This window comes from Streptomyces albireticuli, from assembly GCF_002192455.1.
In the GTDB taxonomy this organism is placed as follows: domain Bacteria; phylum Actinomycetota; class Actinomycetes; order Streptomycetales; family Streptomycetaceae; genus Streptomyces; species Streptomyces albireticuli_B.
In genome coordinates, this window is record NZ_CP021744.1 from 4,635,128 (window position 1) to 4,652,463 (window position 17,336).

At 72.8% G+C, this 17,336-nt stretch carries 13 protein-coding genes and 1 pseudogene; 9 read left to right on the top strand and 5 right to left on the bottom strand.

Annotated elements, in window-relative coordinates:
- Positions 1-154 precede the first annotated feature (154 nt).
- From SMD11_RS20100 to SMD11_RS20130, 7 genes and pseudogenes are all read left to right on the top strand, one after another.
- The gene (locus tag SMD11_RS20100) at positions 155-1,963 is read left to right on the top strand and encodes an ABC-F family ATP-binding cassette domain-containing protein (protein WP_087927765.1); all 1,809 of its coding nucleotides are present in this window, start codon (positions 155-157) and stop codon (positions 1,961-1,963) included.
- A gap of 233 nt (positions 1,964-2,196) precedes the next feature.
- Positions 2,197-4,113 (top strand): PQQ-binding-like beta-propeller repeat protein, encoded by a 1,917-nt coding sequence (locus SMD11_RS20105; protein WP_087927766.1) that lies wholly within the window; start codon positions 2,197-2,199, stop codon positions 4,111-4,113.
- Positions 4,114-4,400: 287 nt separating this feature from the next.
- Positions 4,401-5,146, top strand: a pseudogene (locus SMD11_RS20110) (response regulator transcription factor).
- Positions 5,147-5,465: 319 nt separating this feature from the next.
- Positions 5,466-6,515, top strand: coding sequence for a galactose-1-phosphate uridylyltransferase (galT, locus tag SMD11_RS20115; RefSeq protein ID WP_087927767.1), 1,050 nt, complete (start codon positions 5,466-5,468; stop codon positions 6,513-6,515).
- A complete protein-coding gene (gene galE / locus SMD11_RS20120; protein ID WP_087927768.1) occupies positions 6,512-7,492 on the top strand; it encodes a UDP-glucose 4-epimerase GalE in 981 nt (326 codons plus the stop codon). The genes galT and galE overlap by 4 nt, the downstream gene beginning before the upstream one ends.
- The gene (galK, locus tag SMD11_RS20125; RefSeq protein WP_087927769.1) at positions 7,489-8,661 is read left to right on the top strand and encodes a galactokinase; all 1,173 of its coding nucleotides are present in this window, start codon (positions 7,489-7,491) and stop codon (positions 8,659-8,661) included. The genes galE and galK overlap by 4 nt, the downstream gene beginning before the upstream one ends.
- Positions 8,662-9,045: 384 nt before the next feature.
- Positions 9,046-9,822, top strand: a complete 777-nt coding sequence (locus tag SMD11_RS20130) for a response regulator transcription factor (protein WP_087927770.1) — start codon at positions 9,046-9,048, stop codon at positions 9,820-9,822.
- On the opposite strand, the gene SMD11_RS20135 is transcribed toward SMD11_RS20130, so the two are convergent.
- Positions 9,781-10,278 (bottom strand): MarR family winged helix-turn-helix transcriptional regulator, encoded by a 498-nt coding sequence (locus SMD11_RS20135; protein WP_087927771.1) that lies wholly within the window; start codon positions 10,276-10,278, stop codon positions 9,781-9,783. The genes SMD11_RS20130 and SMD11_RS20135 overlap by 42 nt on opposite strands.
- 141 nt (positions 10,279-10,419) lie before the next feature.
- Here SMD11_RS20135 and SMD11_RS20140 point away from each other — a divergent pair, with 141 nt between their 5' ends.
- On the top strand, positions 10,420-11,235 hold the full coding sequence (locus SMD11_RS20140) for a trans-aconitate 2-methyltransferase (protein ID WP_087927772.1): 816 nt from the start codon (positions 10,420-10,422) through the stop codon (positions 11,233-11,235).
- A gap of 64 nt (positions 11,236-11,299) precedes the next feature.
- Here the strand turns inward: SMD11_RS20140 and SMD11_RS20145 are convergent, their stop codons facing one another.
- Positions 11,300-11,992, bottom strand: a complete 693-nt coding sequence (locus SMD11_RS20145; RefSeq protein ID WP_087927773.1) for a TetR/AcrR family transcriptional regulator — start codon at positions 11,990-11,992, stop codon at positions 11,300-11,302.
- Entirely contained in the window at positions 11,989-12,969 is a 981-nt protein-coding gene (locus SMD11_RS20150; RefSeq protein WP_199843914.1) for an acyl-CoA desaturase, read from the bottom strand. The genes SMD11_RS20145 and SMD11_RS20150 overlap by 4 nt, the downstream gene beginning before the upstream one ends.
- Before the next feature lie 213 nt (positions 12,970-13,182).
- Between SMD11_RS20150 and ppc the strand changes: the two genes are divergently transcribed.
- Entirely contained in the window at positions 13,183-15,936 is a 2,754-nt protein-coding gene (gene ppc, locus SMD11_RS20155) for a phosphoenolpyruvate carboxylase (RefSeq protein WP_087930619.1), read from the top strand.
- Positions 15,937-16,038: 102 nt separating this feature from the next.
- Here the strand turns inward: ppc and pth are convergent, their stop codons facing one another.
- Positions 16,039-16,629 carry an aminoacyl-tRNA hydrolase gene (pth, locus tag SMD11_RS20160; RefSeq protein ID WP_087930620.1) on the bottom strand — a complete coding sequence of 197 codons (591 nt, stop codon included), beginning with the start codon at positions 16,627-16,629 and terminating at the stop codon, positions 16,039-16,041.
- 87 nt (positions 16,630-16,716) lie between these two features.
- The gene (locus tag SMD11_RS20165) at positions 16,717-17,292 is read right to left on the bottom strand and encodes a 50S ribosomal protein L25/general stress protein Ctc (protein ID WP_087927775.1); all 576 of its coding nucleotides are present in this window, start codon (positions 17,290-17,292) and stop codon (positions 16,717-16,719) included.
- Positions 17,293-17,336: the final 44 nt, after the last annotated feature.

The following is a 17,336-nucleotide window of genomic DNA, read 5'->3' on the forward strand; positions in this document are numbered from 1 at the left end:
GAGCCGGCCCTTCCGGCGCGCGGGCGCCCGCGACCTGGCGCGTCCCCCGTGGCCCGGCAGCGCTCCCGGGCCACGGGGCCGGCCGCGCCGTGCGCCGACTACCCTGGGAAGCCGATCACAAAAGCAGCGCAGCCCGCGCAGGAGCAGGAGCGGAATGGCCACGAACCTCGTCAATCTGGAAGCCGTCGACAAGGTGTACGGCACCCGTGCGCTGCTCGACGGCATCTCCCTCGGTGTCAACGAGGGTGACCGGATCGGCGTCGTCGGCCGCAACGGCGACGGCAAGACCACCTTGATCCGCATCCTCGCCAGGCTGGAGGAGGCCGACAAGGGCCGGGTCACCCACGCGGGCCACCTGCACCTCGGCGTGCTCACCCAGCACGACTCCCTGGACCCGGCCGCCACCGTCCGCCACGAGGTCATCGGCGACCTCGCCGACCACGAGTGGGCCGGCAGCGCCAAGATCCGCGACGTCCTCACCGGCCTCTTCGGCGGCCTGGACCTGCCCGGCTTCCCGCAGGGCCTCGACACCGTCATCGGCCCGCTCTCCGGCGGCGAGCGCCGCCGCATCGCGCTCGCCAAGCTGCTGATCGCCGAGCAGGACCTGATCGTCCTCGACGAGCCCACCAACCACCTCGACGTCGAGGGCATCTCCTGGCTGGCCGCCCACCTGCGCGCCCGCCGCTCCGCCCTGGTCTGTGTCACCCACGACCGCTGGTTCCTCGACCAGGTCTGCACCCGCATGTGGGACGTCCAGCGCGGCGCCGTCCACGAGTACGAGGGCGGCTACAGCGACTACGTCTTCGCCCGCGCCGAGCGGGAGCGGATCGCCGCGACCGAGGAGGCCAAGCGGCAGAACCTGATGCGCAAGGAGCTCGCCTGGCTGCGCCGCGGCGCCCCCGCCCGCACCAGCAAGCCGCGCTTCCGCATCGAGGCCGCCAACGAGCTGATCGCCGACGTGCCGCCGCCGCGCGACACCGCCGAGCTGATGAAGTTCGCCAACTCCCGCCTCGGCAAGACCGTCTTCGAGCTGGAGGACGTCACCGTCCAGGCCGGCTCCAAGTCCCTGATCCAGCACCTGACCTGGCAGCTGGGCCCCGGCGACCGGGTCGGCCTCGTCGGCGTCAACGGCGCGGGCAAGACCTCGCTGCTGCGCGCCCTCGCTGAGGCCGCCCGCACCCAGGGCGAGGAGCAGCCCGCCGCCGGCCGCATCGTCGTCGGCAAGACCGTCAAGCTCGCCTACCTCTCCCAGGAGGTCGGCGAACTCGACCCGAAGAAGCGCGTGTTGGAGGCCGTCCAGCAGGTCCGTGACCGCGTCGACCTCGGCAAGGGCCGGGAGATGACCGCCGGGCAGCTGTGCGAGAAGTTCGGCTTCACCAAGGAGAAGCAGTGGACGCCCGTCGGCGACCTCTCCGGTGGTGAGCGCCGCCGCCTCCAGATCCTGCGCCTGCTGATGGACGAGCCCAACGTCCTCTTCCTCGACGAGCCCACCAACGACCTCGACATCGAGACCCTGACCCAGCTGGAGGACCTCCTCGACGGCTGGCCCGGGTCGATGGTCGTCATCAGCCACGACCGGTACTTCGTCGAGCGCACCACCGACAAGGTCTACGCCCTGCTGGGAGACAAGGCCCTGCGGATGCTGCCGCGCGGCCTCGACGAGTACCTGGAGCGGCGGCAGCGGGTCATCGAGGCTGCTGTGCCCGCTGTCGCCCCGGCCGCGCCGGAGGCCGCCACCAAGCAGAAGTCGGCCGGCGACGCCCGCGCCGCCAAGAAGGAGCTCCAGAAGATCGAGCGCCGCCTCGACCGCATCAGCGAGCAGGAGACCAAGCTGCACGCGCGGATCGCCGAGCAGGCCACCGACTTCGAGGCCGTCGCCAAGCTCGACGCCGAACTCCGGGAACTCGCCGCGGAGCGCGACGAGCTGGAGATGCGCTGGCTGGAACTGGCCGAAGACGCCTGAGTCGTACAAGGACTCATAAGTCGCAACAGTCTCGTCACGGGCCGGTCTCAGGCGGTGCAAACCCCGGGATCGGCCCGTTGATATGGGAAGTCGGGTGATAGAAAGAACACCCGCTCGCCTGCCGTCCGACTGGCGGGTCGCCTGCCCGATTCGCTCCTTCCCGGTGGATTTTCGGCCACCGGGATCGCGGGGGAGACCGCTCGGGCCACCGACCCGCGTGAAGAGGAAAGCTGATGTCACAGCCGCCCCAGCCGCCCAACCAGCCGCCGGGGGTTCCGCCGGCGCAGCCGGGCGGAGGCTTCGGCGCGCCGAACCCCTCGTACGGCTACCCGCCCCAGCAGCCGACCCAGGCGGCACCCCAGGTGCCGTCGAAGCCGTCCCAGGTGCCGCCGCCTCCGCCGGGCGCTCCGCAGACGCCGCCCCCGCCGCCGGGCGCTCCGCAGACGCCGCCGCCCCCGCCGGGCGTGCCGCAGGCCCCGCCCGCGGCGCCGCCGGGCGGCTACGGCTACCCCGGACAGGCCCCGCAGCCCGGCGGTTACGGCTACCCGGCCCCCGGCCAGGCTCCCCAGCCCGGTGGTTACGGCTATCCGGGCGGGCCCGGACAGCCCGGCCAGGGCTTCGGCGCGCCCACGCAGCCGCAGTTCGGCGCCTACCCGCAGCAGCCCGGCCCCTACGGCGCCCCCGGCGCCCCGGGCGGCCCCGGCTCCGGCGGTGGTGCCAAGAAGCGCATGGCCGTCATCGTCAGCGCCGCCGTGGCGCTCGTCCTCGTCATCGGCGGCGGCGTCTGGTTCGCCGTGTCGGGTGACGACAAGGAGGAGCAGGCCAAGGGCGGCGACGGCACCAGCCAGGGCACCGGCGGCAAGCAGGGCAACGGCGAGCAGGGCGGCGGCAAGGGCGAGAAGCCCAAGACCGTCGACGGCAAGCTGCTCTTCGAGGTCGAGCAGGAGAAGGTCGACGACCTCGTCAGCGCCAAGGGCATGTGGGTCGGCGACCAGGCCGTCGCCAAGGCCGACGTCTACAAGATCGTCGGCTACGGCCTGAGCGGTGGCAAGAAGTGGGAGCTCCCGCTCGACGGCGCCGTCTGCTGGGCCAACGCGAAGCCGACCGACGACGGCAAGGCCGTCGTCCTCGTCAGCGACGGCAAGCCCAGCGAGGAGAAGAAGTACGGCGGCCCCTGCACCCAGGTCGTCGCCTTCGACGTGAACAAGGGCACCAAGCTCTGGCAGAAGTCCGCCAAGGCCGGTGACCGGGACGTCACGTTCGACGAGGTCACCATCGGCGCCGGCACCGTCGCCGCCGGCGGCACCAGCGGCGGCGCCGCCTGGAGCCTCGACGGCGGCCAGGAGCTGTGGAAGCCCAAGGAGGACAGCTCCAACTGCAAGGACGCGGGCTACGCGGGCGGCGGCAAGCTCGTCGCCGTCCGCCGCTGCGGCGACTACGAGCGCCCGCAGGTCTCCGTGCAGACGCTCGACCCCAAGTCCGGTGCGGTCAAGTCCACCTACAAGGTGCCGAGCGGCCTGAACTACCCGCACATCGCCTCCACCGACCCGCTCGTCGTCGCGGTCTCCGCGGGCGACACCACGGGCAACGGCGCCTCGGACTTCCTCGTCGTCGACGACAGCGGCAAGGACGGCACGCTCCGCAGCAAGATCTCCACGGGCAACGGCAAGTACGAGCCGAAGTGCCCCGCCACCGAGGTCGAGGGCTGCTCCAAGCTGGCCGTCACCAAGGACACGCTGTACCTGCCGACCGAGGAGCACCCCTCCGGCAACAGCAGCCAGCCGGGCCGGATCAACGAGATCGTCGCCTTCGACCTGGCCACCGGTCAGACCAAGGGCAAGACGGACGGCACCGCCGGCACCGAGATGGTCCCGCTCGGCGTCGACAAGGACGGCTACCCGATCGCCTACCGGAACGCGACCTTCCGTTGGGGTGGCCAGGTGCTGCGCATCGACCCCAAGACGTACAAGGCCGATGTCCTGCTGAAGAACGCCGACGACACGGCGCGGGCCGAGGGTGAGCTCTCGCCCAACTACCAGCAGGGCGTCTACGCCCAGGGCCGGCTCTTCCTGGGCACGAACTACATCCGTAAGGTCACCATCTCCGGTCTGGGCAAGCAGTACACCCTCCAGATCTACGGCGGGAGCTGACGCCTTAGGTTGACGCGCGGGTCCCCGGGCCCGCGCGCCGCGTTGACGCGGTTGCCGTTTCCGACCGGTTGCCGCACGATGCGGACCATGAAAGTCCGTATCCCTGCCCGCCACGCCTTCGTGCCTGAACGATCCGTTTCAGTCTCGAAGTACACGTGATTGGCAGGGATTTCGGCATTCCGGGGGACTTCTCACCGGTAAGGGGCGCGCGACGTCGAACAAGCGTGTAGCTTCCGGGGGCAAGAGGGGCCGAGGAGAGACGTACGCGGGCGACAGGGGGCAAGCGCATGGGCGTGCGGCTCATGGTGGTCGACGACCACCGTCTGCTGGCCGAGGCGCTCGCCTCGGCGTTGAAGCTGCGCGGGCACCGCGTGCTGGCCGCCGCCGCGCCGAGCGCGGGAGCGGCCGACCTGGTGGTGAGCCGCGCGCCGGAAGTGTGCCTGCTGGGCACCGCCACCCCCGCCGAGCCGGGGGCCTTCGACCCGGTCGTCCGGATCAAACGGGAGCGGCCGCAGGTCGCCGTCGTGGTCCTCGGTCCGGTGCCGAGCCCGCTCGGCATCGCCGCGGCCTTCGCCGCCGGCGCCTCCGGCTACGTCCGGCACAACGAGCGCATCGAGGGCGTCGAGCGCGCCATGATGAAGGCCCGCGCCGGCGAGGCCGCGGTCGACCCGCAGCTGCTCCAGGGAGCCTTCACGGAGCTCCTCAACCCCGCCGCCCAGCCGGACGACGAGGGCGCCCGGCTGCTCCAGCTGCTGACGCCGCGCGAGGTCGAGGTGCTGGTGCGGGTGGCCGAGGGGAGGACACGCGACTGATCGCGGCCGGGATGGGAATAGCGCCCAGCACGGCGCGGACACATGTCCAGCGGGTCCTGATGAAGCTCGGCGTCGGGTCGAGGCTGGAGGCCGCGGCGCTCGCGGCCCGCACGGGGCTTCTGGACCGCGCGGCGGCGGGCGCGGCGCCGGTGCCGCCGCCGCGGGGGCCTGGGGGTCGGGGCCGCTGTAGTCCTGGGCGGGCCGGGTCCGGGGCCGGGTGACGGCTGTGCGGCCGAGGTGCCCTGCGGGCGGCCTTTCCCCAGCCCCGCCCCTTCCCGTAACTGGGGGCTTCGCCCCCAGGCCCCCTTCCGCGCTGACGCGCGGTGTCCTCAATCGCCGGACGGGCTGATTTCAGCCCGTCTGGGGGCACCTCCCAGCGGTAGCTGGGGGAGATTGAGGACCGGGGTCCGGGGCGGAGCCCCGGTTCGGGAAGGGGCGGGGCGGGGACAAAGCCCCGCGCAGCGGCCCACCCCGCCGCACCACCCACCCGGCAGCACCGCTTCCGGTTAAGGCGCCGCACGGGATGGGGAAGAGCCCCCCGTGAAAAAGACGGCGATCACCCTCGCGGACGGCCGCACCCTCCGCTACTACGACCTCCGCGACGACACCCCGCACGACACCCTCGACCCCCGCCCCCTCCGCCCCGACCCCACCACCCCCGAGATCCGCCACGACCCCTTACTCGGCGACGACGTCGTCATCGCCCCGCACCGCCAGGCCCGCACCCACCACCCGCCGCCCGACGCCTGCCCGCTGTGCCCCACCCGGCCCGGGGCCGCCCCGACCGAGATCCCGGCCCCCGGTTACGACGTCGTCGTCCTCGACAACCGTTTCCCCTCCCTCGCGGGCGACCTCGGCCGCTGCGAGGTCGTCTGCTTCACCCCCGACCACGACGCCTCCTTCGCCGACCTCGACCCCGAGCGCGCGGCCCTCGTCCTGGAGGCCTGGACGGACCGCACCGCGGAGCTCTCCGCGCTCCCCACCGTCGAGCAGGTCTACTGCTTCGAGAACCGGGGCGCGGAGATCGGCGTCACCCTCGGCCACCCGCACGGCCAGATCTACGCCTACCCCTTCGTCACCCCGCGCACCGGGCGCGTCCTGGACCGCACCGCCGCCCACCACCGGCGCACCGGCGGCCGGAACCTCTTCGACGACACCCTCGCCGCCGAGCTCGCCGACGGCCGCCGCACGGTCCTCGACGGCGCGCACTGGACCGCCCACGTGCCCCACGCCGCCCGCTGGCCCTACGAGGTCCACCTGTATCCCCGGCGGCGCGTCCCCGACCTGACCGCCCTCGGCGACGCCGCCCGCGCGGAGCTCCCCGGGATCCAGCTGGAGCTCCTGCGCCGCTTCGACCGGATCTTCGGTCCCGGGCAGCCGCCCACCCCGTACATCTCCGCCTGGCACCAGGCGCCCGCCCGGCATCCCCTCAGGAGTGAATTCGCCCTGCATCTGGAGCTCTTCACCGTCCGCAGGGCTCCCGGAAAGCTGAAGTTCCTCGCCGGTTCCGAATCCGGCATGAGTGTGTTCATCAACGATGTGCCGCCCGAGGCCGCGGCCCGCCGACTGCGAGAGGTAGCGAGCACGTGAATCAGCGAACGAGCGGCAGCACTTACCTGGTCACGGGCGGGGCGGGCTACGTCGGCAGCGTCGTCGCCGCGCACCTGCTGGCCGCCGGGCACTCCGTCACCGTCCTCGACGACCTCTCCACCGGCCACCGCGCCGCCGTCCCCGACGGCGCCCGCTTCATCGAGGGCCGGGTCCAGGACGCGGGGCGCTGGCTGGACAGCTCGTACGACGCCGTCCTGCACTTCGCCGCCTTCTCCCAGGTCGGCCAGTCCGTCGCCGACCCCGAGCCGTACTGGCGCAACAACGTCGGCGGCACCGCCGAGCTGCTCGCCGCCATGCGCGACGCCGGCGTCCGCACCCTCGTCTTCTCCTCCACCGCCGCCGTCTACGGCGAACCCGGCACCGTCCCGATCACCGAGGACGCCCCCACCCGCCCCACCAACCCCTACGGCGCCACCAAGCTCGCCGTCGACCACATGATCAGCGGGGAGTGCGCGGCCCACGGCCTCGCCGCCGTCTCCCTGCGCTACTTCAACGTCGCGGGCGCGTACGGGCGGCACGGCGAGCGGCACGCCCCCGAGACCCATCTGATCCCGCTCGTCCTCCAGGTCGCCCTGGGCGGGCGCGCGGCGATCTCCGTCTACGGGGACGACTACCCCACGCCCGACGGCACCTGTGTGCGCGACTACATCCACGTCGCCGACCTCGCCGAGGCCCATCTGCGCGCGCTGTCCGCCGCCCGCGACGGCGAGCACCTCGTCTGCAACCTGGGCAACGGCAACGGGTTCTCCGTCCACGAGGTCGTCGAGGCCGCCCGCAAGGTGACCGGACACCCGATCCCGCAGCTCGCCGCCGAGCGCAGGGCCGGCGACCCGGCCGTCCTCGTGGCCTCCGCCGAGCGCGCCGCGGAGACCCTCGGCTGGCGCCCCGCCCGCCCCGACCTGGCCGGGATCATCGCCGACGCCTGGGAGTTCGCCCGCCGGACGGCCGTCGAATGACCGCCCGTGACACGGCCGGGGCCGACGCCTCCGCGGCCGCCTTCGAGCGGGCCTTCGGCCGCGCCCCGGCCGGCGTCTGGGCGGCGCCCGGCCGGGTCAACCTGATCGGCGAGTACACCGACGTCAACGAGGGGCTCGTGCTGCCCTTCGCGCTGCCGCGCACGGTCCGGGCGGCCGCCGCGCCACGCGCCGACGGGCGGCTGCGGCTGCACCTGGGCGACGGACCGGAGGCCGGCCGCGCGGAGTTCTCCGCGACCGGCCCGGAGCCCGGCCTCGTCCCGGGCTGGGCCGGCTACCCGGCCGGCGTCCTCTGGGCGCTGCGGGCGGCCGGGCACCCCGCCCCGGGCGCGGACATCCACCTGGACGGCGACGTCCCGCGCGGCGCCGGGCTCTCGTCCTCCGCCGCCATGGAGTGCGCCGTCGCCCTCGCGCTCGACGGCGTCGGGGAACTCGGGCTGTCCCGGGCGGAGATCGCCGCGGTCTGCCGCCGCGCCGAGAACGAGTTCGTCGGCGTCCCCTGCGGGATCATGGACCAGACCGCCTCCGCCCGGTGCGTCGCGGGCCACGCCCTGTTCCTCGACACCCGCGACCTCAGCCACCGGCACGTCCCCCTCGGCCTGGCCGCCGCCGGGCTGTCCCTGCTGGTCGTGGACACCCGCGTGCGGCACGCCCTGGCGGGCGGCGCGTACGCGGCCCGGTGCGCCGGTTGTGAGGAAGGAGCTCGCGCGCTGGGCGTGCGCTCTCTGCGGGACATCCCTTCCGAGGGTCTGGAACCGGCCCTCGGAAAGGTGCCGGATCCGGCCGTACGAGCGTTGGTGCGCCATGTCGTCACCGAGAACGACCGGGTGCGGCAGGTTGTCGATCATCTGGAGGCCGGTCGTGTCGCCGCCGTCGGGCCGGTGCTCACGGCCGGGCACGCCTCGCTCCGCGACGACTTCGCGGTCTCCTGCCCGGAGCTGGATCTGGCCGTCGCAGTCGCGAACGGCGCGGGCGCGCTGGGCGCCCGGATGACCGGTGGCGGCTTCGGCGGTTCGGCCGTCGTGCTGGTGGAATCGGGGGCTGAAGCGGCCGTCACCGAGGCCGTCGCCGGGGCGTTCGCGGCGGCGGGGCACCGCGCGCCACGGGTGTTTCCGGCCGTCGCGGGGGAGGGCGCCCGGCGGCTCCGCTAGCCGCTGACCGGCCCTTGCGGTGCGGGTGTTCGCCCAGGGGCCGGACCCGGACGGAACCGGACCGGCCGGGACCGGTCAGGTCGGACCGCTCATGGCCGACATCGCGTCGTTCCATGTCGTTCACTGCCCCAATACTGAACATAAAGCTCACCATCAACAGGCGGGTCAGGCAGTTTTGCCAATCGGCTTCCGACGCCGGACCCCGGCCGTACGCTGATGCACAGCGTCGGTGGGGGCCGACGCTGATCAGGGGGCGAGACAGTCAGGTACGACGCCCGGGGCGGGGCGGTCTGTCAGGGCACGGCGGCGGCCGTGCGCGCATGGCGGCCCCGCGGCCGGGCGCCGTACCCGCACTGGCCGTTCTCCCGGGATATGGGGGTGGCTGTGGCACGTATTCGGGTACTGGTGGTCGACGATCACCGCATCTTCGCCGAGTCGCTCGCCGCCGCCCTTGCGGCCGAGCCGGATGTGGACGTCTCGGCGGCCGGCAGCGGGCCGGCGGCGCTGCGCGCGCTGGAGCGGGCGGCGGGTGAGGGGCGGCGGTTCGACGTGCTCCTCGTGGACGCCGACCTGGGCACGGTGGCTCCGGACGTGGTGCCGGGGCAGCTCCGGGGCCAGGAGGGCCCGGGGCAGGGCGAGGGCGTGGTCGACGGCATCTCTCTGGTGGCGGGGGTCCGCAGCGGCCAGCCCGCCGTGCGGACGGTGGTCCTCGCCGAGCGCGACGACCCCAGACGAGCCGCGGCGGCGCTCCAGGCGGGCGCCGGCGGCTGGGTGGCCAAGGACTGCTCGCTCTCCAGGCTGCTGGCCGTCATCCGTGGCGTCCTGCGCGACGAGACGCATCTGCCGCCCGCGCTGCTCACGGGCGTGCTGCGGGAGCTCACCGCGGCCCGTAAGCACCGCACCGAGAGCGAGCGGCTGGTGGAGTCGCTGACGCCGCGCGAGCGGGAGGTGCTGCGCTGCATGGTGGCCGGGCTGGGCCGCAAGGCCGTCGCCGAGCGGCTCTACCTCTCCCCGCACACCGTCCGCACGCACATGCAGAACGTGCTGGGCAAGCTCGGGGTGCACTCCACGCTCGCGGCGGTGGCCCTGGCCCGGCGGGCCGGGGTCGGGCCGGTGGACCTAGCCGGGAATGTTGTCGAACGGGGCGGTCAACTGGCGTAGCAGTCCGGCCAGTTCGCCGCGTTGGGCGCGGGAGAGCTCGCCGAGGATCGCGCGCTCCTGCGCGAGCAGCCCGGCCAGTGCCTCGTCCGCGCGGTCCCGGCCCTCGGCGGTGAGCCGCACCAGCACGCCCCGCCGGTCGGTGGGGTCGGGCAGCCGCTCGACGAGGCCCTTCTTGGCGAGCCGGTCGATGCGGTTCGTCATGGTGCCCGAGGTGACCAGCGTCTGGGTGAGGAGCTGCCCGGGGGAGAGCTGGTAGGGCGCGCCGGCCCGGCGCAGCGAGGTCAGGACGTCGAATTCCCAGGGCTCCAGCTGGTGCTCGGCGAAGGCGAGCCGCCGGGCCCGGTCGAGGTGGCGGGCCAGCCTGCTGACACGGCTGAGCACCTCGAGTGGTTCCACATCGAGGTCCGGGCGCTCGCGACGCCATGCTGCGACAAGCCGATCGACCTCGTCCTCCATGACGATCAGTGTAGAGGGTCTGTCGACATGAAGTCTCTTGACGTCAAGAGATTTGCGGGGTCATGCTGGAACGGAAGCGTACGGAATGTTCCCGTCCGCCGTATTCGGCACGCCCCTGCCCGCTCGCGAGGAGGCCCACCCATGCCCACCGCCGCCACCTGGGACCCCCGGCAGTACCTCCGCCACTCCGGCCACCGTGCCCGCCCCTTCCACGACCTGCTCGCCCGTATCCCCGATCCCGTCGCCCGCCCCGGCGGGCCGCGCGTCGTCGACCTCGGCTGCGGCCCCGGCAACGTCACCGCGCTCCTCGCCGCACGCTGGCCCACGGCCCATGTCACGGGCCTCGACAGCTCCCCCGAGATGCTCGCCGAGGCCGCCGCGCACGCCGGCCCCACACCGGGCGGCGGCCGGCTCGACTTCACCCGCGCCGACCTCACCGACTGGGCGCCCGCCGAACCCTTCGACCTGATCGTCTCCAGCGCCACCCTCCAGTGGGTGCCGGGCCACGCCGGGTCCTTCCCCGCCTGGACGGCCGCCCTCACCCCCGGGGGCAGCCTCGCCTTCACCCTCCCCGGGAACTTCCAGGCCCCCAGCCACACCCTGCTGCGGGACCTGTGCGGGAGTGAGCGCTGGCGGGACCGGCTCGGCGGCCTGTACGACACCCGGCACATCCTCGAACCGGCCGGCTACCTCGACCGGCTCACCGGCCTCGGCCTCACGGTGGACGCCTGGGAGACCACCTACAGCCATCTGCTCACCGGCCCGGACCCGGTCCTCGACTGGACGAAGGGGACGGCCCTCAGGCCCGTCCTGACGGCCCTGTCCGGCGACCCCGGGGCGGTGGAGGAGTTCCTGGGCGCGTACGGGGCGATGCTTCGCGAGGCCTACCCGGCCGGGCCGCACGGCACGGTCTTCCCGTTCCGGAGGATCTTCGTGGTGGGCCGGCGGCCCGGCTGAGCGGGGCCGGGCGGGATCCGGGCCCGGCCGGCCTGCCGGGAACGGGGTCCGGGGAGGGCCCCGGTCAGGAGCGCCGGTGCCCCACCAGCCGCGGCTTCGGCTCCAGGCCGTCCAGCCCGTGCCACGCCAGGTTCACCAGGTGCGCCGCCACCTCCGCCTTCTTCGGCTTGCGCACGTCCAGCCACCACTGACCCGTCAGCGCCACCATCCCCACCAGCGCCTGGGCGTACAGCGGGGCGAGCTTCGGGTCGAAGCCGCGGGCCTTGAACTCCAGGCCCAGGATGTCCTCGACCTGCGTCGCGATATCGCTGATCAGGGAGGCGAAGGTGCCCGTCGACTGGGCCACCGGCGAATCCCGGACCAGGATCCGGAAGCCGTCGGTGTACGACTCGATGTAGTCCAGCAGGGCGAAGGCCGCCTGCTCCAGCAGCTCCCGCGGGTGCCCCGCCGTCAGCGCGCCCGTCACCAGGTCGAGCAGCTGGCGCATCTCGCGGTCGACCACCACCGCGTACAGCCCCTCCTTGCCGCCGAAGTGTTCGTACACCACCGGCTTGGAGACCCCGGCCTTCGCCGCGATCTCCTCCACCGACGTGCCCTCGAACCCCTTCTCGGCGAAGAGCGTGCGACCGATGTCCAGCAGCTGCTCACGGCGCTCCGCGCCGGTCATCCGCACCCTCCGGGTGCGGCGCGGCCCCGAATCCGAGGCCCGGTTCTTGTTACTGGTGGTACTGCTATCGATCGCCACGCTGTCAATCATGCCGCGTGAGCGGCATCTTCCTTCCTTCGGGAGTCGATGCGGCCGGCATCCGGCCACCGCACGTCATGGGCCCAGCCGGCCTTCTCGAACCAGCGGATGATCCGGGCGCTGGAATCCAGCTGCCCCTTCAGCACGCCGTGCCGCGCGGACGTCGGATCCGCGTGGTGCAGGTTGTGCCAGGACTCACCGCAGGACAGCACCGCGAGCCACCACACGTTGCCCGAGCGGTCCCGCGACTTGAACGGCCGCTTGCCCACCGCGTGGCAGATGGAATTGATCGACCACGTCACATGGTGCAGCAGCGCCACCCGCACCAGTGAACCCCAGAAGAAGGCCGTCACCGCACCCTGCCAGGACCAGGTGGCCAGACCGCCCACCAGCGGCGGGATCAGCAGCGACACCGACGTCCACAGCACGAACTGGCGCGACACCCGGCGGATGTCCGGATCCTTGATCAGATCCGGGGCGTACTTCTGCTGCGGCGTCTGCTCCTCGTCGAACATCCATCCGACGTGGGCCCACCAGAGACCCTTCAGCAGCGCCGGGACCGTCTCGCCGTAACGCCACGGCGAATGCGGATCACCCTCGGCGTCCGAGAACCGGTGGTGCCGGCGGTGATCCGCCACCCAGCGCACCAGCGGACCCTCCACGGCCATCGACCCCATGATCGCCAGAGCGATCCGCAGCGGGCGCTTCGCCTTGAACGACCCGTGAGTGAAATAACGGTGGAAGCCGATCGTGATGCCATGGCAGCCGATGTAGTACATCGCCACCATCAGACCCAGATCCAGCCAGCTCACCCCCCAGCCCCAGGCCAGCGGCACCGCGGCGAGCAGCGCGACGAACGGGACGGTGATGAACAGCAGCAGCGCGATCTGCTCCACCGAACGCTTGCTGTCGCCACCCAGCGTGGCGGAGGGGAGCGGGGTTTCCTGGGCCTTCGGCGCGTCTTCGATCACGTCGGGGCTTGCAGTCATGAGATCCCTCAGGGGGCTCGGGGCATGGCTACGGGTCCGTAACCTACGGCCTCGTAAGTATGGCAGGCGGGCGCCCCGGAGCACGAGGGCTGTGGACAACCGCGCGTCGGACGGCGACCTATGCTGGTGCACGCCGGACAGCGCGGTCCGCAACCCCTCCAGACGTGCTCAGAAACTCTGCAAGGAGCCGCACCTGTGAGCAGTGCCGACCACATCAGCCCCGCCGCCGACGAGACCCGGCAGAGCGCGGACGAAGCACAGCGCAGCGCCGCCCTGCGCGCCGACATCCGCCGCCTCGGCGACCTGCTCGGCGAGACCCTGGTCCGCCAGGAGGGCGAGGAGCTCCTCGCCCTCGTCGAGCGCGTCCGCGCCCTCACCCGCACCGACGGCGAGGCCGCCGCCCACCTCCTCGGCGAGACCGACCCCGACACGGCCGCCAAGCTGGTCCGGGCCTTCTCCACCTACTTCCACCTCGCCAACGTCACCGAGCAGGTGCACCGCGGCCGCGAGCTGCGCGCCAAGCGCGACGCCGAGGGCTCGATCCTCGCCCGCACCGCCGACCAGCTCAAGGACGCCGACGCCGACCACCTCCGGCAGACCGTCGAGAACCTCAATGTGCGCCCCGTCTTCACCGCGCACCCCACCGAGGCCGCCCGCCGCAGCGTCCTCAACAAGCTCCGCCGCATCGCCGAGCTCCTCGACACCCCCGCCACCGGCGGCGGCGAGAAGCGCCGCACCGACCTCCGCCTCGCCGAGAACATCGACCTGCTCTGGCAGACCGACGAACTGCGCGTCGCCCGCCCCGAGCCCACCGACGAGGCCCGCAACGCCATCTACTACCTGGACGAGCTCCACGCGAACGCCGTGGGCGACGTCCTGGAGGACCTCGCCGCCGAGCTCGACCGCGTCGGTGTCACCCTCCCCGCCACCACCCGCCCGCTGACCTTCGGCACCTGGATCGGCGGCGACCGCGACGGCAACCCCAACGTCACCCCCCAGGTCACCTGGGACGTCCTGATCCTCCAGCACGAGCACGGCATCACGGACGCCCTCGAACTCGTCGACCTCCTCCGCAGCGCCCTCTCCAACTCCATCCGCAACAGCGGCGCCACCGAGGAGCTCCTCACCTCCCTCCAGCACGACCTGGAACTCCTCCCCGAGATCAGCCCCCGGTACAAGCGCCTCAACGCCGAGGAGCCCTACCGCCTCAAGGCCACCTGCGTCCGCCAGAAGCTCGTCAACACCCGCGAGCGCCTCGCCCGCAACACCCCCCACGAGCCCGGCCGCGACTACCTCGGCACCGCCGACCTCCTCGCGGACCTCCAGCTCATCCAGGACTCGCTGCGCGCCCACCGCGGCGCCCTCATCGCCGACGGCCGCCTGGAGCGCGCCCTGCGCACCCTCGCCGCCTTCGGCCTTCACCTGGCCACCATGGACGTCCGCGAGCACGCCGACGCCCACCACCACGCCCTCGGCCAGCTCTTCGACCGCCTCGGCGAGGAGTCCTGGCGCTACGCCGACATGCCCCGCGACTACCGCCGCAAGCTCCTCGCCAAGGAGCTCCGCTCGCGCCGGCCGCTCGCCCCCAAGCCCGCGCCGCTCGACGCCGACGGCGCCAAGACCCTCGGCGTCTTCGACACCGTCCGCGAGGCCCTCGCCCGCTTCGGCCCCGAGGTCGTCGAGTCCTACATCATCTCCATGTGCCAGGGCGCCGACGACGTCTTCGCCGCCGCCGTCCTGGCCCGCGAGGCCGGCCTCGTGGACCTCCACGCCGGCTGGGCCAAGATCGGCATCGTCCCGCTGCTGGAGACCACCGACGAGCTCAAGGAGGCCGACCGCCTCCTCGACGACATGCTCGCCGACCCCTCCTACCGCCGCCTCGTCGCCCTGCGCGGCGACGTCCAGGAGGTCATGCTCGGCTACTCCGACTCCTCCAAGTTCGGCGGCATCACCACCAGCCAGTGGGAGATCCACCGCGCCCAGCGCCGGCTGCGCGACGTCGCCCACCGCTACGGCGTGCGGCTGCGCCTCTTCCACGGCCGCGGCGGCACCGTCGGCCGCGGCGGCGGCCCCACCCACGACGCGATCCTCGCCCAGCCCTGGGGCACCCTCGAGGGCGAGATCAAGGTCACCGAGCAGGGCGAGGTCATCTCCGACAAGTACCTCATCCCCGCCCTCGCCCGGGAGAACCTGGAGCTGACGGTCGCCGCCACCCTCCAGGCCTCCGCGCTGCACACCTCACCCCGCCAGTCCGACGAGGCCCTGGCCCGCTGGGACGCCGCGATGGACACCGTCTCCGACGCCGCCCACGACGCCTACCGCCGCCTCGTCGAGGACCCGGACCTGCCGGCGTACTTCTTCGCCTCCACCCCCGTCGACCAGCTCGCCGAGCTCCACCTCGGCTCCCGGCCCTCCCGCCGCCCCGACAGCGGCGCCGGCCTCGACGGCCTCCGCGCCATCCCGTGGGTCTTCGGCTGGACCCAGTCCCGCCAGATCGTCCCCGGCTGGTTCGGCGTCGGCTCCGGCCTCAAGGCGGCCCGCGAGGCCGGCCTCGACACCGTCCTGGAGGAGATGCACGAGCACTGGCACTTCTTCCAGAACTTCCTCTCCAACGTCGAGATGACCCTCGCCAAGACCGACCTGCGCATCGCGCGGCACTACGTCGACACGCTGGTCCCCGACGACCTCAAGCACGTCTTCGACGCCATCAAGGCCGAGCACGAGCTGACCGTCCAGGAGGTCCTCCGCATCACCGGCGAGGCCGAACTCCTCGATTCCAGCCCCGTCCTGCGCCAGACCTTCCACATCCGCGACGCCTACCTGGACCCGATCTCGTACCTCCAGGTCACGCTCCTGGACCGGCAGCGGCAGGCCGCGGAGCGCGGCGAGGCCGCGGACCCGCTGCTCGCCCGGGCGCTCCTGCTCACGGTGAACGGCGTGGCCGCGGGTCTGCGCAACACCGGCTGACCCCCGCGCACACGCCGAAGGGCCCCTCCACGGAGGGGCCCTTCGGCGATTCCGGCTCAAGAGCCCAAGAGCCCAGGAGCTCGACGGCCACGAGGAGCGCGGTCAGGCGTTGTACGTCCCCTGTGCCCGCTCCAGACCGTCCACGATCAGCGTCTCCACCGCGTCCGCCGCCCGGTCGACCTCGAACGCAAGCTCCTTGCGCTCCGTCGACGAGAAGTCCTTCAGCACGAAGTCCGCGACCTGCATACGGCCCGGCGGCCGCCCGATGCCGAAGCGCACCCGGCAGTAGTCCGGCCCCATCGCCTTCGTGATCGACTTCAGACCGTTGTGGCCGTTGTCGCCACCGCCCAGCTTCAGCCGCAGCTGACCGAAGTCGATGTCCAGCTCGTCGTGGACGGCGACGATCCGCTCCACCGGCACCTTGTAGAAGTCCCGCAGCGCGGCCGTCGGCCCGCCCGACAGATTCATGAACGACATCGGCTTCGCCACCACGACCCGCCGGCTCGACGGCCCCGGCGCGCCGAGCCGCCCCTCGACCACCTGCGCCCGCGCCTTGTGCGTCTTGAACTTCGCGCCCAGCCGCTCCGCGAGGAGGTCCGCGACCATGAAGCCCACGTTGTGGCGGTTGCCCGCGTACTCCGGACCGGGGTTGCCCAGGCCCACGATCAGCCAGGGGCTGGAGTCGTCCGTCATCTGCATATCTCCTTCATAGCCCAACCGCCGCCCCGCTCCGGTGGAGCGGGACGGCGGTCGCAAAGAAAAAGCCGGTGAGGGCGAGGATCAGGCCTCGGTGCTCTCGGCGGTCTCCTCGGCGGCCGACTGGCCGGCGACGACGTGCAGGACGACGGCGTCGGCGTCGACGGCGAGGGAGACACCGGCCGGCAGGACGACGTCCTTGGCCAGCACGGAGGCGCCGGCGCCCAGGCCCGCCACGGAGACGACGATGGCCTCGGGGATGTGGGTGGCCTCGGCCTCGACCGGCAGGGCGGTCAGGGTGTGCTCGAGCAGGTTGCCGCCCGGGGCCAGGTCGCCCTCGGTCTGGACCGGGATCTCGACGGTGACCTTCTCGCCGCGCTTGACGACCAGCAGGTCGACGTGGACCAGGAAGCCCTTGAGCGCGTCACGCTGGACGGCCTTGGGGATGACCAGCTCGTCGCGGCCCTCGATGTCCAGGGAGAGCAGGACGTTCGGGGTCTTGAGCGCCATCATCAGCTCGTGGCCCGGCAGGGTGACGTGGACCGGCTCGCCACCGTGGCCGTAGACGACGGCGGGAACCTGGCCGGCGACGCGGGCGCGGCGGGCGAAGCCCTTGCCGAACTCGGTGCGGGTCTGCGCGGGAATCTTGATCTCGGACATGAGCACTCCTCGTAAGCGATAAAGATCTGACGGCCGTTACCCGG